Origin of the sequence: Mangrovactinospora gilvigrisea, assembly GCF_001879105.1 — a bacterium.
Taxonomy (GTDB): domain Bacteria; phylum Actinomycetota; class Actinomycetes; order Streptomycetales; family Streptomycetaceae; genus Mangrovactinospora; species Mangrovactinospora gilvigrisea.
In genome coordinates this window covers 1-20,692 of record NZ_MLCF01000116.1, presented here as the reverse complement: position 1 = coordinate 20,692, position 20,692 = coordinate 1, and the positions used below count along the sequence as shown (strand labels likewise).

The 20,692-nt window shown below is 73.2% G+C and carries 20 protein-coding genes; 7 read left to right on the top strand and 13 right to left on the bottom strand.

The window, feature by feature from the left end:
• Together BIV57_RS25370 and BIV57_RS18655 are read left to right on the top strand one after the other, a co-directional pair.
• The coding region (locus tag BIV57_RS25370) for a hypothetical protein (protein ID WP_071657986.1) at window positions 1-947 on the top strand (947 nt) is incomplete at its 5' end.
• Between the two features lie 121 nt (window positions 948-1,068).
• Window positions 1,069-1,419, top strand: a complete 351-nt coding sequence (locus BIV57_RS18655) for a hypothetical protein (RefSeq protein ID WP_071657985.1) — start codon at window positions 1,069-1,071, stop codon at window positions 1,417-1,419.
• 65 nt (window positions 1,420-1,484) lie between these two features.
• On the opposite strand, the gene BIV57_RS26495 is transcribed toward BIV57_RS18655, so the two are convergent.
• Window positions 1,485-2,699, bottom strand: coding sequence for a sensor histidine kinase (locus BIV57_RS26495; RefSeq protein WP_079170468.1), 1,215 nt, complete (start codon window positions 2,697-2,699; stop codon window positions 1,485-1,487).
• Window positions 2,700-2,943: 244 nt separating this feature from the next.
• Between BIV57_RS26495 and BIV57_RS18645 the strand changes: the two genes are divergently transcribed.
• Window positions 2,944-3,651, top strand: coding sequence for a hypothetical protein (locus BIV57_RS18645; protein ID WP_071657984.1), 708 nt, complete (start codon window positions 2,944-2,946; stop codon window positions 3,649-3,651).
• On the opposite strand, the gene BIV57_RS18640 is transcribed toward BIV57_RS18645, so the two are convergent.
• From BIV57_RS18640 to BIV57_RS18630, 3 genes are all read right to left on the bottom strand, one after another.
• Window positions 3,629-4,702, bottom strand: coding sequence for a 3-deoxy-7-phosphoheptulonate synthase (locus tag BIV57_RS18640; protein ID WP_071657983.1), 1,074 nt, complete (start codon window positions 4,700-4,702; stop codon window positions 3,629-3,631). The genes BIV57_RS18645 and BIV57_RS18640 overlap by 23 nt on opposite strands.
• Before the next feature lie 249 nt (window positions 4,703-4,951).
• On the bottom strand, window positions 4,952-5,815 hold the full coding sequence (locus tag BIV57_RS18635; RefSeq protein WP_071657982.1) for an aldo/keto reductase: 864 nt from the start codon (window positions 5,813-5,815) through the stop codon (window positions 4,952-4,954).
• 99 nt (window positions 5,816-5,914) lie between these two features.
• Entirely contained in the window at window positions 5,915-7,132 is a 1,218-nt protein-coding gene (locus BIV57_RS18630) for a hypothetical protein (RefSeq protein WP_071657981.1), read from the bottom strand.
• Window positions 7,133-7,261: 129 nt separating this feature from the next.
• Here BIV57_RS18630 and BIV57_RS25365 point away from each other — a divergent pair, with 129 nt between their 5' ends.
• Window positions 7,262-7,951 (top strand): lysozyme family protein, encoded by a 690-nt coding sequence (locus tag BIV57_RS25365; RefSeq protein ID WP_071657980.1) that lies wholly within the window; start codon window positions 7,262-7,264, stop codon window positions 7,949-7,951.
• Window positions 7,952-8,575: 624 nt separating this feature from the next.
• A complete protein-coding gene (locus BIV57_RS18620; RefSeq protein ID WP_079170467.1) occupies window positions 8,576-9,409 on the top strand; it encodes a DUF4389 domain-containing protein in 834 nt (277 codons plus the stop codon).
• A gap of 34 nt (window positions 9,410-9,443) precedes the next feature.
• Here BIV57_RS18620 and BIV57_RS18615 read toward each other — a convergent pair whose 3' ends face one another.
• A complete protein-coding gene (locus BIV57_RS18615) occupies window positions 9,444-10,796 on the bottom strand; it encodes a C39 family peptidase (RefSeq protein ID WP_419185730.1) in 1,353 nt (450 codons plus the stop codon).
• A gap of 366 nt (window positions 10,797-11,162) precedes the next feature.
• On the opposite strand from BIV57_RS18615, the gene BIV57_RS18610 reads away from it, so the two are divergent.
• Entirely contained in the window at window positions 11,163-11,744 is a 582-nt protein-coding gene (locus tag BIV57_RS18610; protein ID WP_071657979.1) for a TMEM165/GDT1 family protein, read from the top strand.
• 7 nt (window positions 11,745-11,751) lie between these two features.
• On the opposite strand, the gene BIV57_RS18605 is transcribed toward BIV57_RS18610, so the two are convergent.
• Window positions 11,752-12,606 (bottom strand): class I SAM-dependent methyltransferase, encoded by an 855-nt coding sequence (locus BIV57_RS18605; RefSeq protein WP_071657978.1) that lies wholly within the window; start codon window positions 12,604-12,606, stop codon window positions 11,752-11,754.
• A 94-nt stretch (window positions 12,607-12,700) separates the two neighbouring features.
• Here BIV57_RS18605 and BIV57_RS18600 point away from each other — a divergent pair, with 94 nt between their 5' ends.
• Entirely contained in the window at window positions 12,701-14,512 is a 1,812-nt protein-coding gene (locus tag BIV57_RS18600; RefSeq protein ID WP_071657977.1) for a S9 family peptidase, read from the top strand.
• 21 nt (window positions 14,513-14,533) lie between these two features.
• Here the strand turns inward: BIV57_RS18600 and BIV57_RS18595 are convergent, their stop codons facing one another.
• The 7 genes from BIV57_RS18595 to BIV57_RS18565 all read right to left on the bottom strand — a co-directional run bounded on the left by BIV57_RS18595 (window position 14,534) and on the right by BIV57_RS18565 (window position 20,487).
• Entirely contained in the window at window positions 14,534-15,358 is an 825-nt protein-coding gene (locus BIV57_RS18595) for an SURF1 family protein (RefSeq protein ID WP_245797798.1), read from the bottom strand.
• A gap of 75 nt (window positions 15,359-15,433) precedes the next feature.
• Entirely contained in the window at window positions 15,434-16,402 is a 969-nt protein-coding gene (locus tag BIV57_RS18590) for a hypothetical protein (protein WP_071657976.1), read from the bottom strand.
• On the bottom strand, window positions 16,399-16,995 hold the full coding sequence (locus BIV57_RS18585; RefSeq protein WP_079170466.1) for a SigE family RNA polymerase sigma factor: 597 nt from the start codon (window positions 16,993-16,995) through the stop codon (window positions 16,399-16,401). Before BIV57_RS18585 ends, BIV57_RS18590 begins: the two co-directional genes overlap by 4 nt.
• 292 nt (window positions 16,996-17,287) lie before the next feature.
• Window positions 17,288-18,556 (bottom strand): aspartate kinase, encoded by a 1,269-nt coding sequence (locus BIV57_RS18580; protein ID WP_071657974.1) that lies wholly within the window; start codon window positions 18,554-18,556, stop codon window positions 17,288-17,290.
• A gap of 204 nt (window positions 18,557-18,760) precedes the next feature.
• Entirely contained in the window at window positions 18,761-19,450 is a 690-nt protein-coding gene (locus tag BIV57_RS18575) for a DUF5063 domain-containing protein (RefSeq protein WP_071657987.1), read from the bottom strand.
• Window positions 19,451-19,481: 31 nt separating this feature from the next.
• Complete coding sequence (gene recR / locus BIV57_RS18570) at window positions 19,482-20,081, bottom strand: recombination mediator RecR (RefSeq protein ID WP_071657973.1); 600 nt, start codon at window positions 20,079-20,081, stop codon at window positions 19,482-19,484.
• A gap of 49 nt (window positions 20,082-20,130) precedes the next feature.
• Window positions 20,131-20,487, bottom strand: a complete 357-nt coding sequence (locus tag BIV57_RS18565) for a YbaB/EbfC family nucleoid-associated protein (RefSeq protein ID WP_071657972.1) — start codon at window positions 20,485-20,487, stop codon at window positions 20,131-20,133.
• Window positions 20,488-20,692: the final 205 nt, after the last annotated feature.

The window sequence follows — 20,692 nt, the reverse complement described above, 5'->3', positions numbered from 1 at the left end:
CCCCCGCAGCCCCCGCCCGCCACCGCCGCACCCGCTCCCGCCGGGCGCTGCTCGCCGCCGGCGCGGCCGCCGCCCTGGCGGTCGGGTACACCGCCGTGCACAGCGCGGCCGCCCCGGCGCACGCCGACGCCCCGCACGCCGCCGCGGTGCGCGCGGTGCCGGCCGCCGGCACCGTCAACACGCCCTACGGGCACATACCCCGCTCCCAGGTGGTGGCGGTCGGCAAGGGCCAGACGCTGCGGGTGGCGCACGGCCAGGTGGAGAAGATCGACGTCCGCACCCACCGGGTGCTCGCCCACCTGGGGAAGGCCACCGCGAACGCCGCGGCCTCCGCCCCGCGGCGCGTCCCCGCCACCCAGCTCGGCGGCAACTGCCCGGCCGACTGGGGCCAGCAGCACATCCAGTCCTTCAGCACCACCTGGACGGTGCCGCCGAAGCCCTCCGACTCCACCAGCACCACCACCTTCTTCATCTGGAACGGCCTCGCCGGCGGCGCCCTCCAGCCCGTCCTGCAGTGGGGCAACGGCACCGCCGCCTACCAGATCGCCAACTGGTACTACGTGGGCGGCAAGTACGCCCACGGCACCTACCACAGCGTCTCGCCGGGGCAGACCCTCACCGGCACCATCACCTTCGTCTCCGCCGCCAACGGCACCTACACCTACAAGGAGTCGTTCGCCGGCTACCCGGCCGCCGATGTGACGGTGCAGCGGACCAGCCCGGCCGACGGCGTCATCGAGTGCTTCGAGCCCTACACCAACGGCGACGCGACGAAGAACCCGAACGCCAAGGACGTGGCGATGCGCAGCATCAAGCTCACCGACCAGCCCGGCTACACCCCGCCGTCCACCCTCTCCTGGACGGGCAACAGCAACGCGCCCTCCACCGAGGTGGTCAACCCGAGCAGCAGCGGCGGCGAGGTCGACCTGTACTTCAACGGGCTGTAGGGGCCCGCGGCACCCGAGGGGGCGGCGGGTACTCAGTGCCGGGTACTCAGTGCCGGGTACTCAGCCCGCCTGGGGGGCGCGGCGGATGGGACGGGGCCGGGGCGGACCGTAGGTTCGCGGTATGACGCAGATCCAGCAGCTGCCCCGGACGCCCGCCCGCCGCGCCGCCACCGCGGGCAAGGCCCTCGGCGCCGTCGCCATGGTGCTGCTCGGCGGGTTCGCGGCGTTCTGGGTCACCTTCTTCCTCGCCTTCAGCACCGACGCCTGCTACCGGCCCTCCGACGGCCTGCTCTGCCAGGCGTCCTACGGCTGGGTGACGGACCTGTCCGGGTTCGGCCCGCCGCTGATCGCCCTCGGCCTGGCCGTGCTGATGTACGTCAAGCCGCGCTGGACGCCGGCGTGCATGGCCGCCGGGTTCACCGTCCCGGTGGTCCTGGCGCTCTCCTGCCTGGGGTTCCTGGTGCGCGGCTGACCAACGCGTCCGACCAGCACTCCTGACCAACGCGGCCGACCAACGCGGCCGATCAGCGCGGCCGATCAGCGCGGCAGCTCCAGCCGCACCGTCCACCCGCCGTCCGGCGCCGGGCCCGCGGCGAGCGTGCCGCCCAGCAGTTCGGCGCGCTCGCGCATCGACGCCAGGCCGGTGCCGCCGCCGACCGCCAGCTCCGGGGAGGCCTCCCGGGTCGCCGGCCCGTTCTCCACCGCCAGCACCACCCGCGCCGCGGTCGCCTCCAGCCGCACCCGGCGCTCCGCGCCCGGCGCGTACTTGGCCGCGTTGGTGAGCCCCTCCTGGGCGGCGCGCAGCACCGCGTGCGTCGCGTCCGCGCCCAGGTCGTCGACGTCCTCGCCGTCGGCGACCTCCACCGACAGCCGCACCGTGCCGTGCTCGGCGAGCCGGCGCAGCGCCTCCGAGAGCGGCGGCGTCCCCTCGCGGAGCGCGTGCACCGCCCGCCGGGTCTCGCCGATGCTGTCCACGGCGAGCGCCCTGGCCCGGCCGGCCGCCGCCGCGGCCTCCTCGTCGCGGCCGCGGACGTGCAGCGCGGCGGCCAGGTCGAGTTGGACGGCGATGCCGGAGAGCGAGTGCCCCAGCACGTCGTGGATCTCCCGGGCGATCCGGCCGCGCTCCAGCAGCGCCGCCTCGCGCGCCTCGGAGTCCGTGGCCCGGCGTGCCTCCTCCGCCGCGCGCCGGGCGCTGGTCAGCGCATCGTGCCGGTCCCGGGCGGCCATCCCGATGTTGACGGGCAGACCCACCGTCAGCGCCACCCACCAGGGCCACTGCAGGTCGGACGGTTGGAGGTGCTCCACCAGCAGCGTCCCCAGCGCGGCGACGACCGCCGCCGAGGCGCCCACCCCGAGCGCCGCCCGCCGGGAGGCGTAGCGCTCGCCCACCGCGGCCGCACCGACATAGGGCAGCACCGGGGCCACGGCGGTGGCGTGGGCGAGCGGCAGCAGCAGCGCGCCGAGGTAGAGGAAGGCCGTGGTGGCGACGAGCAGCTGACGCCGCGCCAGCGGAACCCGGGGCGGCACCACGACCACCGCCGCCAGCGCGGTGAGCACGAAGAGCGGCAGCGCCACGGACGGGTAGAGGATCCGGCTGCCGGGCCACATCACCGCCGTGCCGACGACTCCGATGGTGCCGAGGACGGGTCGCACCACCGTCCGGCGCCGCCGCTCCCCGCGCAGGATGCGCTGCTCCGCCTGCGCGGCCCGGGCCTCGTCGATCTCCGCGTCGCCGGCGTCGAGCCCGCTCATGGTGGTGCCCCTCCCTGTCCCGGCGGCCGGCATCGGCTGCCCGACCGCCGTGCACAGCCTCCCAGGCCCTCCGGTACCGGGGAAGCCCGGCTCGCGGAACGTGGGCCCGCGGAACCCCCGTGTCCGAGCGGGTTACCGGGACGTTGTCGCCGCCGCCGCGGTCATTAGCGCGGCGTTAGCCGCCCCCCGCAGAGTTGTTCTTGTCAGCGAGCACGACAACGACTTCTCCGCCGGAGGACCCGCCATGAACGCCACCGCTCCCGCCGCCCGTCTCCGCAGCCGTGCCGCGCGCCGCGTGGCCGGATCCCTCCTCGCCGTCACCGCGCTCGGCCTCGCCGCCACCGCCTGCGGCTCCGGCAGCGCCAACGGCTCGGTGAGCGCCGGGGGTTCGAACGGCAAGGTGTCCGCCTCGGCCTCCGCGTCCGCGTCCGCGGGGAACGGCGCCGACGGCATGGGCGGCTCCGGGACGGGCGGCAAGTCCGCCTCCGGCGGCTCGCACGCCGGCTCCGGCAGCACCGGCAGCACCGCCGGGCAGCACACCGCGGCCCCGACCTCCGGCCACCAGGGCGGGGGCTCCCGCACCACCCCGGCGTCCGGCGGCAGCGGCAGCGGCAGCGGCAACACAGGCACCGGCACCGGCACCGGCACCGGCACCGGACGGACCATCGACGGGGTGCTGAAGTACCTGGCCCCCGGCAAGATGACCGTCGCCCCCGACGGCGGCGGCATCGAGCAGGGCTTCTTCACCTCGACGCAGACCGTCGTCCTCGGCGCCGCCGCGATCTGCGGCCCGGCCGACGGCAGCGTCACCATCAACGGCCGCGACCTGGGCACCACCCGCTGCACCGAGGCCCAGCTGGAGAAGGCCGCCAAGATGGACTCGGTCCGCGTCCAGGTCGTCCTCGACGGCCACGGCATCGCCGACTCGGTCACCGAGATCTACCACCCCTGACGGCCGCGGCCAGCTCGTGGAGCAGCGCGTCGGTCTCCGGCCAGCCGATGCACGCGTCGGTGACGCTCCGGCCGTAGTCGAGGGTGGCCAGCGGGCCCGGCTCCTGCCGGCCGGGCTCCAGGAAGCTCTCGATCATCAGCCCGGCGATCCCCCGCTCGCCGCCCGCGATCCGCGCGGCGACCTCCCGGACCACCTCCGCCTGGCGGAGGTGGTCCTTGCCGCTGTTGCCGTGGCTGGCGTCGATCACCAGGCGCTCCGGCATCCCGGCCGCGGCCAGCGCGTCGAGGGCGGAACGCACCGGCGCCGGCCCGTGGTTGGGCCCGGAGCGGCCGCCGCGCAGGATCAGATGGCAGTCGGGGTTGCCGGCGGTGGAGACGATGGACGCCGAGCCGCTGCCGTCCACGCCCATGAAGGTGTGCTCGCCGGCGGCCGCGCGGCAGCCGTCCAGCGCCGGGCGGACGTCCCCGTCCATGGCGTTCTTGAAGCCGACCGGCATCGACAGCCCGGAGGCGAGCTGCCGGTGCACCTGGCTCTCCGGGGTGCGGGCGCCGATCGCGCCCCAGGAGACGGTGTCGGCGATGTACTGCGGGCTCACCGGCTCCAGGAACTCGCAGCCGGCCGGCAGCCCGGTGGCCAGCACGTCGAGCAGGACCCCGCGGGCGAGCCGCAGGCCGTGCGAGACGTCGTGCGAGCCGTCCAGGTGCGGGTCGTTGATGAGGCCCTTCCAGCCCAGGGTGGTGCGGGGCTTCTCGAAGTAGACGCGCATCACGATGCACAGCTCGTCGCGCAGCTCGGCGGCGACGGCCGCGAGGCGGCGGGCGTAGTCGAGGGCGGCGGCCGGGTCGTGGACGGAGCACGGGCCGACGAGGACCAGCAGCCGGTCGTCGTCGGCGCCGGTCAGGATGTCCGCGGCCTGGCGGCGTCCCTCGCGGACGACGCCGGCCCGCGCCTCGTCCAGCGGCAGCTCGCCGAGGACGGCGGCCGGCGGATCGAGCGGCCGGATGCCGGTGATCCGCAGATCGCCGGTCGCGAGGGGGGTGGTGGTGCGCATGGGGTGGGTCCCGCCTTCTGGGGTGAGGCGAGGCGGGACGTCTCCGTGCCGGTGGTTCCACCCGGGCCGTCCGCCTCAATGGCGAAAGGGCAGAGGCGAAATGCCTCTGCCCTGCTGGCTCCGGGTGGGTTCGACGATCAGCGCATCACGCGACCGGCTCCACCCGGAGCCAGTGCAAAGCGCCAATAGCGTCGTACCCGACAGATCATGCGGACGACCCTAGCAGGCGCGGCGGCCGGGTGGAGAACCTCAGGTGAAGAGCGGCGCCATCCCCCAGCGCTCCTCCAGGGCGCGCATCGCCTCCCCGTCGGGGCGGGCGGTGAAGCGCTCGGCGGCGTCCAGCACCTTGGGCAGGATGTGGATGTCGCCGACGGTGTTGAGGGTGATGCCGGGCCGGCCCAGCACCCAGCCCACCGCGGTGTCGATGGCGTCCTGGTCGTCCAGCGGGGCGTACCAGGTGGCGGCGGTGTGCTGCTGGCCGTCCGCCCAGGGCGCGCGGGTGATCGCCTTGATGGTCTGCACGGCGGCGTTCCGCTCGCCGCAGAGCGCCAGCAGCTTCTCGAAGTCCTCGATGTACTGCGCGTTGTGGGTCATCGGGAAGTTGTAGGGCAGCAGCACCGAGTCGAAGTCGAACTCGCCGAGCGAGCGCAGGTGCTGGCGGGCGACGGTGACGCCGTGCCCGGTGACGCCGATGTGCTTGACCAGGCCCTCGTCGCGGGCGCGGACGGCGGCCTCCAGGGCGCCGCCGGGCGCGAAGGCGGTGCGCCACTCCTCCTCGTCGACCAGGTTGTGCAGCTGGATGAGGTCGACGTTGTCGACGCGCATCCGCTCCAGGGAGCGGTTGATCTCGGCCCAGGCGGCGTCCCGGGTGCGCTCGCCGGTCTTGGTGGCGAGGAAGAACTCGTCGCGGTGCCGCTCCAGGAACGGCCCGAGGCGGTCCTCGGCCGCGCCGTAGCTGGCGGCGGTGTCGATGTGGTTGACGCCGTGCCGGCGGATGAGGTCCAGGGTGGCGTCGGCCTCGTCCTGGGTGACCTCGGACAGCGCGGCGGCCCCGAAGACGATGCGGGTGCTGCGGTGGCCGGTGCGTCCGAAGGTGAGCGTGGGAATGGGCATGCGTCCTCGTCCTCCTCGACAGGATTCCCGCTCACCCCACGCCATCGGCCGACCCGGAGTCAAGGGGCGTCTCACGGGCGGCCCAGTCGGGCCGCCGCCTCAGACGCCGACCGTCTCCTCCATCTCCTCCTCGCCGGAGCGGCTGTACGGCGTCCGCGCGGCGGCCCCTCCCGGGGACGCCGCGGCCCGCGCCGCCGCCTGGGCGACGGCGGCGACGTCGACCATCGCGGTGTCCCGGCCCTCCCGCCGGCCGGCCTCCAGCGCCTCGGTCACCGCCGCCGACTCGCGGCGCGCGGCGCCCTCGGCGCGGCGCCGGGCGGCCCGCTCGGCGAGCCCGGCCGCGCAGAGCGCCAGCACCCCGGCGGCGAGCCAGATCAGCAGGGTGGCGAGCTGGCGGGCGATGCCGACCGTGCCGTCGAAGTAGAGCAGGTTGCGGACGCCCTCGACGAAGCCGGAGCCGATCCAGAAGGAGTGCAGCGCCCCGAAGAAGCCGTTCTGCAGGTAGGGCGGGAAGACCCCGCCGGCCGAGGTGAAGTTGAGCATCACGAAGAGCGCCATCACGATCAGCGTCGTCCAGCGCTTGAGGAAGGCGTGCAGGCCGACGCCGATGGAGACGACGGCGAGCGAGTAGACCAGCGCCATCGCCCAGACGCCCGCCAGGTCGTGGTCGACGAGGTGGAAGACCGGCCCGGCGAGCAGCGCGCCCAGCCCGCTGACGACCAGTGCGACGGCGCCGGCGATGGCGGCCCGCACCCGCAGCCGCAGCCCGCCCGCGGCCGCGCCGATCACCGCGACCGAGCCGTAGGAGCCGATGCTCAGCATCACCAGCAGGAAGAAGAGGCTCTGCGCGGAGCCGTCGCCCTTCGCCGTGGGCACCACGTCGGTGGTGCTCATCACGGTGCCCTGCCGCACGGCGATGTCGCCGAAGACCTGCTGCGCGGCGATCTTCGCGGTGTCGGAGTTGGCGCCGGCGACGATGAGCTCGGAGCGGTGCACGGTCGGCGTGGACGACGCCGACTGCGGCAGATAGGCGGCGACCAGCGTGCGGTCCTTCACCTGGGCGACGGCCGCGGCCCGGGAGGGGACGGTGCTCACCTTCAGCTGCCCGTCCGACTGCCCGGCGAGCGCCTGCGCGGCGACGGCCGTCCGCGATCCCTGCCCGATCAGCGCCACCGGCACGTCGTGGGCCTGCGGCGAGTGGAAGGCGCCCAGGTAGGCGAGGCCCATGCCGAGGCACATCAGCACCGGGGTGACGAGGTGGACCGCCAGATGGACGAGGCCGGAGCGGTCGAGGGTGGCGTGGGATTGTCCGGCCATCGCGGGCCACGATCCTTTCGCTGCATACGGGTTGACGATGAAGGTTGGTAAATACAACCCACCAACAAGGTTGTAGTCTACAACATAAATCGGAGCGGCGGATCCGCGCCGATTCGGTACGTTGGTCACATGGATCCCCAGGGGACGCGCACCCGGGCCGCCCGCACCGCCGCCGGCGCCGCGGCGGTCGTCGCGGCCGCCGCCCTCGCGCTGGCGGGATGCCACGCCGCCGAGACCCAGTCGGCCTCGACCTCGGCCTCCGGCGGGGCGAAGGGCGGGACGGCCGCCCCCTCGGCGTCGCCGTCCCCGACCTCGACGGTCAGTCAGGACCCCACGCCCTACGCCCCGATCGCCGCCCGCGAGGCCCGCGCCGCCGGCATCGACCCCAAGCTGCTGATGGCGATCCTCTACAACGAGGACTACAAGCCGCACGGCGGCGACGTGGAGCGCGCCTGGCAGAAGTGGAAGCCGGACGCCTCCTTCGGCATCGCCAACATGCACAAGGCAGCCTTCGAGGAGACCAGGGCCAACCATCCCAAGCAGCTCGGCGGGAGCAGCTGGGACCGGCTGCCGGACGATCCGAAGCTGGCGGTCACCGCGGCCGCCTGGTTCCTGCACGACCTGCGCGCCCAGTTGCCGTCCGGCGCCGGGCACGGCCGCTACACCGCGGACGAGCTGCTGGCGCTGGGCTACAACGGGGGCGCCGGCACCATGCGCGCGGTCGCCGCGGGGTCCTCGGCCGGGCCGCAGGTCTCCTCGTACCTCGACAAGCTGAAGCAGAACTGGCCCCGGGCCCAGAAGGCACTCGGGAGCCAGTAGCGATCGGACGTATGTGCCGGTACCGGGGGTGGCACCGGCACGTCGGGCGACCTCCTCAGGCGGTCAGCCAATGGAAGAACCAGGCGGCGACCAGTACCAGGACCAGCGCGGCCACCAGCGCAGAGGTCAGCTGCGCCCGGCCGGAGCCGGATCTGCGGCCATCGTCGGACATGCGGGCCTCACTCTCTCGCCCCCACTCTCGAATCCAATGTCGTGCCCTCCGGTCCCCGCTGCGAACTCCACCTCCGGAACAGTTCCTACCCGTTCCGCGGCGTGCGGCCCCCTCGGGTCGCGTCGGGTTCGAGCCGATTCGGGCCGGCCCGAGCCGACAGCCCGTCAGGAGCACGAACCCTACCGGTAGTTGCGCGCCCCGGTGGACGGGATTCCGGCAGGCGGACAACGAAGTCCCGGAAAGGCCAGAAGGCGCGGACATCGGAGGTGCGCGTCAATGCGCCGCGCCGCAGTTCACCCGGACGCCGGGCGACATTCGCCACACCCGATCAGAAAGCGGGTAGAACCCTTCTGTTTGCGACATGCGCCCCAGGCGGCGCACCCGTCGCAGACGCACCGGCGTGCCGACGCACGGGAGGCACGCCACGCACCGTCGTCCGAAGGAGCGCCCGCATGTCCGACACGCCCGGCCCCGACCCCTACCCGCAGGCACCTCCGCCGCCGCCCGGCTTCGGCGCGGTCCCCGCGGAGCCGCTGCCCGAGCTGGACCTCACCCCGCCGGCGCACCAGAACCGGCTCAGCGTGTTCTTCCGCATCATCCTGCTGATCCCGCACATCCTCGTGCTGATCGTGCTCGGCATCGGGGCGTTCTTCGTCACCGTCATCGGATGGTTCGCCGCGCTGATCCTCGGCCGGCTGCCCGACTGGATCTTCGACTTCCTCAGCTCGTTCCTGGGGTACCAGGTCCGCTTCAACACCTCGGCGATGCTGCTGACGGACCGCTACCCGCCGTTCCGGCTCAGCGAGCCGGCCAGCCCCGAGGACTTCCCGGCGCGCATCACCATCCCGCGGCCCGACGCCCTCAACCGGCTCGCCGTGCTCTTCCGCATCATCCTGCTGATCCCCTGCTGGATCGTCAGCACGGTGCTCACCGGCGGCTGGTGGTCGATCTGCATCATCTGGTGGATCGTGGTGCTGATCATGGGCCGCTCGCCCGAGCCGCTCTGGGGCGCCAGCACCGCGGTGCTGCGCTACGAGTTCCGCTACTACGCGTACACCACGATGCTGACCTCGGCCTACCCCAAGAAGATCTTCGGCGACGCGGCGGACCCGAACCAGGCCCCCGTCTCGGCCTCCCGCCCGCTGGTGCTCTCCAGCGGCGCCCGGGTGCTGCTGATCGTCATCATCGTGCTCGGCGCGCTCTCCGCGCTCACCAACGGCCTGCAGACGGGCCGTCAGGACAGCGGCGGCAACAACCCGTACACGAACGCCGCGGCCAGGCCCTGACGGGCCCGCGCCGCGGCGCCGGAGGTGCTGCGGATCAGCGGATGCCCACGGCGGCGAGCGCGGCCCGCTGCCGGGGCGTCGGGTAGCACGGCCAGTAGACGTAGGCCACGCCGCCGCTGCCGCTGCCGGTCTTGCCGTTGCTGAGCTTGCGCTCGGTGCGCAGCCAGATCGTCTCGAACTGGTGGCGCTTGTAGACGTGCCGGACGGCGTCGTCGTTCGGCGACGCCGGGTCGTTGGCGACCACGTCGCCGTCCGCGGTGAACCCGACCAGGCACATCAGGTGGCCCGAGGTGCTGTACCCGGAGCCGTCCAGCTCGGACGCGTAGAAGGACTGGGACGTTATCACCGGGATGCCGGCCGCGATCAGCGTCTCCACGTCGTTGAGCGAGCGCAGCTGGGTGATCACCGCGCTCATGTCGCGGTAGTGCGCCGCGTAGGCCGCGTTGAACGGCCAGTTGCCGCAGCCCTCGTACTGGTAGTCGTAGGTGTAGCGGGCCGCGTAGTCGACCTGCGGGTCTTCGTAGGACGGGTCGACCCACGCCACGTCCGCCCTGGACGGCCCGCGCCCCCAGTAGGCCACGTCCATCGAGGACGAGGTGGGGCTGCACCAGGCCTCGCCGCCGTTGTCGTACTGCGGGTACTGGCCGGAGTGGATGTCCTGCGAGTAGCGCGGCACCTTCAGCTCGACGGCGCCCTTCAGCCCGAACACCGACGCCGGGACGTCGAAGCGGCCCGGGACGTTGGAGGCGAAGGCGCCCACCCGCCACACCGTGGGCGTGGCGTCCGTGCCGGGCTTGCGGTAGAGGGTGAGCCGCAGCTGGTACGCCGTCATGGTGGCGCCGCTGGTGGCGTCGTCGATGGCCCAGGTGTCGGTGGAGATCCCGCTGCGGCCGTCGTCCTGGCCGTCCACCGAGGTGCGCTTGATGTCGGTGTCCAGGTACGCCCAGCGGCCCATCACGAACCACGGCGTCCTGCTGCCGTCGTTGTAGGTGCCCTGCAGCTCGGTCTGGATCCACGTCCCGGCGGGCGCGTCCACGTTCCAGGAGGAGACCAGCTCGGTGGCGCCGAACGGCAGCCGGTGCACCGGCGACGTCCAGGTGCCGTACTCCCAGGATGCGGTGGTGCTGGTGTGCGGGTCGGTGTACGTGGTGGTCCCGGCGGGCCGGCCGATGGCGATCCCGGGCCGGCGGCCGAACACCGGCTCCGTGCCGTCCCGCGCGCCCGAGAGCCAGTCCGGCACGTCCGACCAGCCGTGGTACTGGACGGGCGGGTAGGACGCGGCCGCCCGCGCGCTCCCCGCGGCGGCCGCGGGCAGCGCGGCCCCGACGGCGATCGCGGCTGCGGCCCCCAGCACCGTGCGGCGCGAGGCGTGCGGCATCTCCGGCATGGCGGAACCCCCATCTGCGGCAGGTCTGTGACGGCGTCACTATGCCCTCGGCGGCCCCTTGAAGCGAGGACAAACCGGTCGGACACGCCCGCAACATTGGCCCAGACCAATGGCGCCGCTGCCAGCCGCGGCGCCGCGCGTCGGGTAGGCTTCAGGGGTTCCATCCGAAGGGGAGTAGCTCCTCGCCGGGACGTCGACATACTGGCCGCCGAAGACGGTGGCCCGGCGCCCGGGACGTGCCCGCGGGCGCGCTGAGCGAGACCTTCGGCCGGCAGCATGCCCGCTGCCGTGCCGATGCGTCCTCTCATTCTCCAGCGGGAGCCCGGGGCCGGATCGGGGCGGCGGCCCGACCGAACGGAAGTCCCCATGAGCCTCTCTGTCCTCGGCATCACCTTCGGGTTGGTGTTCCTCGCCGAGCTGCCCGACAAGACGGCCCTCGCCACCCTGATGCTCTCCACCCGCTACAAGGCGTCCTGGGTGCTGATGGGCGTCTCCGCCGCCTTCGCCGTGCACGTCGGGCTGGCGCTGGCGGCCGGCAGCCTGCTGGCGCTGCTGCCGCACCGCTGGCTGCAGGGCATCGTCGCGGTGATGTTCCTCGCCGGCGCCGTGATGCTGCTGCTGCAGAAGGGCGAGGAGGACGAGGAGCTGAAGAAGGACGACCGCAAGCGGAACTTCGGCGCCGCCTTCGGCGCGTCCTTCGGCCTCATCCTGATCGCCGAGTTCGGCGACCTGACGCAGATCATGACGGCCAACATGGCCGCCAAGTACAACGACCCGATCGCCGTCGGCATCGGCGCGTTCCTGGCGCTGGTCGCCGTCGCCTCCCTCGCGGTGACCGGCGGCAAGGCGCTGCTGAAGAAGGTGCCGGCCCGGCTGATCACCCGCATCGCCGCGGTGCTGATGCTGGTGCTCGCCGGGTTCAGCGCCTACGAGGCGATCGCCGGCTGAGCGACGCTCAGGCCGTTTCCGACGCCCGGGCCGGCGGTGCGGTGGCGCGCAGCGAGTACATCAGCGGGAGGTGGGCGTAGGCCCCGTCCTCGGGGAAGCGGTAGAGGCCGTCCTCGCCGCGGACCAGGGCGGGGTAGCGCCGGAACATGGTGGTGTCCCGCTCCCGCAGCAGCTCGATCCGCAGGCCGGCCGCGGCCAGCGCGGTGACGACGTCGCCGAGCGGGTGGACGAACTCCACGCCGGTGGTCTCCTCGGCGAGCGCCGGCCCGTCGGTGTACGTCCAGCCGCCCGTGCAGACCATCGGCTCGCGGCCGAAGTAGTCGCCCTCCAGGGTGCGGCCGTCCTCCGCCACCACGTCCTTCATCGGGTGGAACTCGGAGATGTAGAAGACCCCGCCGGGCTTCAGCAGCCGCGCCACCACCCGCGCCCACTCCGCCATGTCGGGCAGCCAGACCAGCGCGCCGACGCCGGTGTAGACGATGTCGAACCGCTCGCCGTGCAGCGCCTCGGGCGCGGCGTAGACGTCCGACTCGACGAACCGGGCGCCCTCCGCGCCGATGTCGGCGGCCAGCTTGCGGGCCGCCTTGACGGACTCCGGCGACAGGTCGACGCCGGTGACGCGGGCGCCGCGGCGGGCCCAGCCGAGGGTGTCCGTCCCGATGTGGCACTGCAGGTGGACCAGGCTGCGGCCGTCCACCGGGCCCAGCTCCTCGGGCTCCCACGGGCGGACGGCGAACGGGTCGGCGCCGGCCCGGAACCCCGCCAGGTCGTAGAAGTCGCTGGCGACATGGACGGGCGTGGAGGCGTCCCAGTGCGCGCGGTTGAGCTCGCGCCAGTCGGCGGGATCGGGGGTGGCGGTCATGGCCCCGGAACCTAGCAAGCGCCGCGCGCCGGCCGCACCGGGTTATCCACAGGCTGCGGAGAGCGCCCCGGCGGACGGCCCGGATGCTGCGACGATGGACGGCATGAGCGAACCCCGTTGGGTGCAGCGCTACCGCGCCGCCCGCATCAGCCTGCCCGACTGGGCGGAGGACGCCCCCGACCGCGCCGCCTTCGTCTCGAACGCCACCGGCACCTTCGAGATCTACGCCTGGGACCGCGCCTCCGGCCAGCGGCGCCGGGTGACGGACCGTCCGAACGGCACCACCTCCGCGGTGCTGCCCCCCGACGGCCGCCACATCTGGTGGTTCGACGACACCGACGGCGACGAGTTCGGCGTCTGGAAGCGCCAGCCCTTCGACGGCGGCCCCGACGAGGCGGCCGTCCCCGGGCTGCGTCCGTCCTTCCCGGCCGGCCTGGTGCTCGGCCGGGACGGCACCGCCTACGTCGGCCGCTCCACCGACGGCGAGGGCACCACCGTCTTCCGCTGCTCCCCCGGCGCCGATCCGCAGGAGATCTACCGCCACCAGGAGTCCGGCGGCGTCGGCGACCTCTCGCACGACGGGCGGCTGCTCTGCCTGGAGCACACCGAGCACGGCGACTCCATGCACTCCTCGCTGCGCGTGGTGGACGCCGCCACCGGCGCCGCCCGCGCCGACCTCGACGACGTCACCGGGCAGGCCGAGCCGCACGGCCTCGCCTGCCTGGGGTTCGCCCCGGTCGCCGACGACACCCGGATGCTGGTGGCCCATCAGCGCCGCGGCCGCTGGGAGCCGATGGTCTGGGACCCGGTCTCCGGCGAGCAGCGCGAGATCGAGCTGGGCCTGCCCGGCGACGTCCAGGCCGAGTGGTACCCGGACGGCTCCGCCCTGCTCGTCGAGCACACCCACCACGCCCGCAGCGAGCTCTACCGCTACGACCTCGCCGCGGGCCGGCTGGAGCGGCTGGAGACGCCGAGCGGCTCGGTCTCCGGCGCCACCGCCCGGCCGGACGGCAGCGTGGAGTACCTCTGGTCGTCCGCCGCCGAGCCCTCGCAGGTCCGCTCCACCGCCGGGCACCTGGTGCTGGAGCCGCCGGGGCCGCGCGCCCCGGGGTCCGTCCCGGTGGAGGACGCCTGGGTGGCCGGGCCCGGGGGCAAGGTCCACGCGCTCGTCCAGCGGCCGGACGCGGCCGAGTTCGGCGCCGGCCCGCACCCCACCGTCTTCGAGATCCACGGCGGCCCGGCCTGGCACGACAGCGACGCCTTCGCCCCCGGCCCGGCCGCCTGGGTCGACCACGGCTACGCCGTGGTGCGGATCAACTACCGCGGCTCCACCGGCTACGGCCAGGAGTGGACGGACGCGCTGAAGCACCGCGTCGGCCTCATCGAGCTGGAGGACATCGCGGCGGTGCGGGAGTGGGCCGTCTCCTCACGTCTCGCCGACCCGGAGCGGCTGGTGCTCGCCGGCGGCTCCTGGGGCGGCTATCTGACGCTGCTGGGGCTCGGCACCCAGCCGGAGTCCTGGGCGGTGGGCCTCGCCGCCGTCCCGGTCGCCGACTACGTCACCGCCTACCACGACGAGATGGAGGGCCTGAAGGCGCTCGACCGCACGCTGCTGGGCGGCACCCCGGAGCAGGTGCCCGAGCGCTTCGAGGCGTCCTCGCCGCTCACCTATGTCGAGGCGGTGCGGGCGCCGGTCTTCATCAGCGCCGGCACCAACGATCCGCGCTGCCCCATCCGGCAGATCGAGAACTACGTGGCCCGGCTGGAGAAGTCCGGCAAGCCGCACGAGGTGTACCGATACGACGCGGGGCACGGCTCGCTCGTCGTCGACGAGCGGATCAAGCAGGTGCGCCTCGAACTGGCCTTCGCGGCGGCCCATCTGGGCACCGCGGCGCCGCGCGGCTGAGCGGCCTTCTCCGCGCCGGGGTCAGCGGGCGGCGGCCGGGCTCGGGTCCGGTCGCGGCTCGGCGGCCTCGTCGGTGATCCCCAGCAGCCGGTCGCGCTCCGACTCGGCCTGGCCGCGCACGAAGCGGAACCACATGAAGACGGCGAACCCGGCGAAGACGAACCACTCGCCGGTGTAGCCGAGGTTCTGCGCCTCGCGGGCGGTGAAGCTGCCGGTGCTGCTGTCGTCCGCGATCGGCACGGCGGTCAGCCCGGCCGGGACGGAGGCGCCGCTCGCCGCCACATAGGCGTCGTCCACCGAGTAGGGCAGCGCGTTCACCAGCGTGGAGCCGGCGATCATCCCGATCTGCCCGGACGGCAGCGCGGCGTTGGCGCCCGAGCCGACGGTGTCCGCCGACTCCGGCGCGCGCAGCGTGCCCGTCACCGTGACGCGGCCCGCCGGTGCCGCCGGCACCCGATCCTTGGCCGCGGTCCAGCCCCGCACCACCGGGACCGCCCGGGAGGAGCCGTCGACGCCGCGCACCATGGTGAGCACGTAGTAGCCGGTGCGGCCGTTCACCTGGCGGTCCGGGACGAGCAGCTGGTGCCCGGCGTCATAGCTTCCGGAGACCGTCACCAGGCGGTTCTGGCCGGCGGAGGTCAGCTCGCCGTCGCCGCTCAGCAGCGAGCGGACGGGCACCGCGGTGCCGCTCTCCAGCTGCTTCTTCTCGTGCTTGCCCTGCGCGACGCGGCCCTCGTACCGGCTCAACTGCCAGAAGCCCAGGCCCACACAGGCCGGGACGACCAGCACGACCAGCAGGGTCAGGGCCACCCACTGCGGCTTCAGCAAAAACCGGTACACGCCCACCCCACCACGGTACAAACCGTCAACCGCAGGGCGAACGCCGGGGTCCGCCTCGGGCGCCCCGCCGGCGGGCAGCCCTCACCGGCTCGGCGCCGACCAGGCCACCGACCCGCCGCACACCCCGTCGATACCCGCGTTCGCCGCCGGCGCGCCGCCCGCCGGCGCATAGGTGACCGTCACCGACGAAGCGGACGCCGAGCCGTCCGACGTGCCCGCGTCGGTCGAGTCGCCGGACGCCGCCGGGCTCGGCGACGCCCCGCAGCCGCTGCCCGCCGCATAGCTGAACCGCACGGTGAAGCTGCCGCCCGTCGGGACCGTCAGCTTGTCGAAGCCCGAACCGCCGCTCACCGAGGTGCCGGAGGTGGCCGTCATGCTCCCCGAGCCGCTCAGCTTGCAGGAGTGCTTGGAGACGTTGGTGAAGGTGAAGGAGCCCCCCGAGGACGACGCCGCCCCCGAGCCGCTCAGATCGGACGGGCCGCACGCCATGTCCATCCCGAGCACCGGCCCGCCGGAGGACGACGGCGACGCCGAGGGCGCCGTCCCCGTCGCGGCCGTCGGCAGCACCGGGCCCGGCGTCGGCTGCCCGCCCGGCCCCAGCGCGCCGCTCGGCGGCTGCGCCGTGCCGTGCTGGCCGGGCGCCCCGATCGTCCCCGAGTTTGACGCGCTGGCGCCGCCGCCCGCGCCCTGGCCCGCCGGATGGTGGCTGTAGCGGGTGCGCGAGCTGCTGTTCTGCGGGTCCGACCCGGGCGCGATGCCGCCCGCCACGACCCGCGCCGTCGACGGATGCAGCGCCAGCGGCACCCCCACCGCGCACACCACCACCGCAGCCGTCGCGCTCAGCACCACCCGCCGCTTCAGCCGGCGGCGGTGCGGCACCTCGCGGCGCAGCCTGTGCAGCGCCTCCGGGTGCGGTTCGATGCCGTCCGCCGCGCCGTGCAGCGCACCGCGCAGCCACTCCTCGTCCAGCAGCTCGTCCAGGCCCGGCAGTTCGGGCTCGTCCGGTGTCGGCGACGGATCCCCACCGCTCGTCGGCCGGTCGCTCGTCACGACTGCTCCTCCAACGTGCCCCTCAGTGCCTTGATGCCCCGCGAGCAGTACGCCTTCACGGATCCTGTGGAGATCCCCAGCGCCTGCGCCGTCTGCGCCTCCGTCAGGTCGGCGAAGTACCGCAGGGCGATCACCTCCCGCTGACGCCGCTGCAGTTTACGCAGCGCCCGGACCAGCGCATCACGCTCCATCGTCTGGTAGGCGTGCTCCTCGGCGCTGGCCGCGTCCGGGAGGGTGCGGCTCAGCAGCTTCATGCCGGTGATGCGCCGGCGCAGCGTGGAGCGCGACAGGTTGACGACGGTCTGCCGCAGGTAGGCGAGCGTCTTGTCGGGGTCGCGGACGCGGTTGCGCGCCGAGTGCACCCGGATGAACGCCTCCTGCACCACGTCCTCGCAGGACGCGGTGTCGTCCAGCAGCAGCGCGGCGAGGCCCAGCAGCGAGCGGTAGTGCGCGCGGTAGGTCTCCGTCAGCAGGTCGACGGAGGTGCCGGCCGCCTCTTCGGCGGCCGCCTCGGAGCGCTGCCGCGGAACGCCGAGTCCGCCGGGCCCATCGGCCTCGGGCACATCGGCCGCCTCAGCGGACGGACGCCGCATCGACGACGCCGGCCGCGAGGAGGTTCTGGTCGGGGGTACGCGCACCGCCGCCGCGCCGCTCCCGAAGACCGGGAAAGCGGCGGGCGGGACTGCCAGGCCCAGAGTCTCTGCCACGCCCGTTGGACACGTATCCCCCACGAAGAGTTGTACGCCGGAGTAGAGTTTTGCGGCCCGATGCGGGATTACCGCATCGGGCCGCAATGTCAGCGACGCGTAAAGCTACGCTGTGAGTTCCCGACGGTGACGCCGGGTCTGCACTTGTGTCCGATCCGTGATCTGAGCCGGCGTCAGCTCAGCGGCCGGTGCCCCCGTAGACCACGGCCTCCTCGGAGTCGCTGTCCAGGCCGAAGGCCGAGTGGACCGCGCGCACCGCCTCGGCGACGTCGTCCTCCCGCGTCACCACCGAGATGCGGATCTCCGAGGTGGAGATCAGCTCGATGTTGACGCCCGCGTTGGAGAGCGCCTCGAAGAAGGTCGCGGTGACGCCCGGGTTGGTCCGCATGCCGGCGCCGACCAGGGAGATCTTCGCGATGTGGTCGTCGTAGCGGAGCGTTTCGAAGCCGACCGCGCCCTGCACCTTGCGCAGCGCCTCGATCGCCTTGTGCCCGTCCGTCTTCGGCAGCGTGAACGAGATGTCCGTCAGCCCGGTCGACGCGGCGGAGACGTTCTGCACCACCATGTCGATGTTGAGGTCGGCGTCCGCGATGGTGCGGAAGATGCCGGCGGCCTCGCCCGGCTTGTCCGGCACTCCCACGACGGTGACCTTGGCCTCGGACGTGTCGTGGGCGACACCGGAGATGATCGCCTGCTCCATGGCGCCCCCTTCGGGCAGCTTGCCGACCCACGTGCCCCGCTTGCCGGAGAACGAGGAGCGGACGTGGATCGGGATGTCGTAGCGGCGCGCGTACTCCACGCACCGGTCCAGCAGGACCTTCGAGCCGTGGGCCGCGAGTTCGAGCATGTCCTCGAAGGGGATCGCGTCGACCTTCCGGGCCATCGGCACCAGGCGCGGGTCGGCGGTGAAGACGCCGTCGACGTCGGTGTAGATCTCGCACACCTCGGCGTCGAGCGCGGCGGCCAGCGCCACCGCGGTGGTGTCCGAGCCGCCGCGGCCCAGCGTGGTGATGTCCTTGCTGTCCTGCGAGACGCCCTGGAAGCCGGCGACGATCGCGATCGCGCCCTGGTCCAGTGCGGAGCGGATCCGGCCCGGTGTCACATCGATGATGCGGGCCTTGTTGTGGGAGGAGTCCGTGATCACGCCGGCCTGGCTGCCGGTGAAGGACATCGCCTCCGGGCCCAGGTTTTTGATCGCCATCGCGAGCAGCGACATCGAAATGCGCTCGCCCGCCGTCAACAGCATGTCGAACTCCCGACCCGTCGGAATCGGGGAGATCTCCTGCGCGAGATCGATCAGCTCGTCCGTCGTGTCACCCATCGCCGAGACGACGACGACCACTTCGTGGCCCGCCTTCTTGGTGTCGACGATGCGGCGGGCGACCCGCTTGATGCCCTCGGCATCCGCTACGGATGAGCCCCCGTACTTCTGCACGACAAGGCCCACGTGCGCTCCTCGCATGTTGTGTCACTGCCTTTGAACGGCTTGCCCAGTCTAACGAGCGGACCGAAGCGGGTTCGCCGAGCTCACATGCTGGGACACCATGCGGCAGCCTGCGGGGAACACGCATTCCGGGGTACGGCCCGAAAAACGACTCGGGTCCGCCGCCGTCGCCGGACCCGAAATCCCTTCTGCCCAACCGCTCTCCGGTTATGCGCTCTTCTCCGGGTGGTGACGCTCCTCACCCGCGTCCTCGCCGTCGCCGACGAGATCCGAGAACTCCTCCAGCATCACGTCGCCGGCCTGCTGCTCCAGCTGGTCGTCGTCGGCCACCGAATCGGTGTCCTGGCCGTCCGGGACGGCGCCCAGCGGGCTGTCCAGGCGGACGTGCGAGACCAGCGACTGCAGCGCGCGCAGCACCGCGATCGCCGTCGAGCCCCAGTTGGAGAGGTAGGAGAACTGCCACCACCACAGCGCCTCCTGGGCATGCCCGGCGCGGTAGTGCTGCAGCCCGTGGCGCAGATCGGTGACGACCGCGGCGAGGTCGTCCGACAGCCGCAGGGTGACACTGCCCGCGGCCGGCGCGTAGGGGTCGAAGACCTCGGTGTAGACGTCGATCGGGGCGAGCATCGCGCCGAGCTTCTCGCGCAGCTCGTCGGCGTCCGGGTCGGGGTCGGTGTCCGGCTCGTAGCGCTCGTCCGGCACCACGTCGGCGATGGCGCCGAGCCGGCCGCCGGCCAGCAGCAGCTGCGAGACCTCCAGCAGCAGCATGGAGATCGCCGAGTCCGGCGCCTCGCCCGAGGCGATCTCGTCGACGGCGACCAGGAAGCTCTCCACCTGGTCGGCGATCTCGACGGTGAACGAATCGACGGCCTCCTCCGACAGCGCCGCCGACTCCATCGGCTCGCTCGGCTCGGTCATCTCGGTGGTCTCAGACATCGAGGAGTCGTCTCCCTTCGAAGGCGCGGCCGAGGGTGACCTCGTCCGCGTACTCCAGATCGCCCCCGACGGGCAGGCCGCTGGCCAGGCGCGTCACCTTCAGGCCCATGGCCTTCACCATGCGGGCCAGATAGGTGGCCGTCGCCTCCCCCTCGAGGTTCGGGTCGGTGGCGAGGATCAGCTCGGTGACGGCGCCATCCGCCAGGCGGGCGAGCAGCTCGCGGATCCGCAGATCCTCCGGGCCGACGCCCTCGATGGGGCTGATCGCCCCGCCCAGCACGTGGTAGCGGCCGCGGAACTCGCGCGTCCGCTCGATCGCCACCACGTCCTTGGGCTCCTCGACCACGCAGATCACCGCGGCGTCGCGGCGGGGGTCGGCGCAGATGCGGCAGTGCTCCTCCTGGGCGACGTTGCCGCACACCGCGCAGAACCGCACCTTCTCCTTCACCTCGGTCAGCGCCGCGGCGAGACGGCGCACGTCGGCAGGGTCGGCCTGCAGCACATGGAACGCTATGCGCTGCGCGCTCTTCGGACCGACGCCGGGCAACCTGCCCAGCTCGTCGATCAGGTCCTGGACCACGCCCTCGTACATCGTGCGGCGACCTTCGCGGGGTTTCGGGAGTCGGAGTCGGTGGGGTGCGTCAGAACGGCATGCCCGGCATGCCGCCGCCGCCCATCGCGCCCAGCATCTGCTGGTACGGGCCGAGCTTCTCGGCCTGCATCTGCTGGGCGTTGCCGTTGGCCTCGCGGACGGCGGCGAGGATGAGGTCGGCGAGGGTCTCGGTGTCCTCCGGGTCGACCGCCTTGGGGTCGATCTGCAGGGCCTTCAGCTCGCAGGTGCCGGAGACGGTGGCCTTCACCAGCCCGCCGCCCGCGGTGCCGTCCACCGTGGCGTCGGCCAGCTCCTGCTGGACGCGGGCGATGTCCGCCTGCATCTGCTGCACCTGCTGGAGCATCTCCTGCATATTGGGCTGGCCCCCTGGAAATCCTGGCAGCACGCTCGCGCTCCTGACTCGCTGGACTGGCTCTGGCTCGCTGTTGCTCACACTCTGTTGCTCACACTGGGACGGGCGTCCGGGACGTCGTCCACCGCGAGCCTACGTGCTCAGAGGGCCGAATGACCCCTTCGCTGCTCCTACCCGTCGTGGCGGATCTCCTCGATGACGGTGGCACCCAGTTCACGGACGATCAACTCATGGCCGC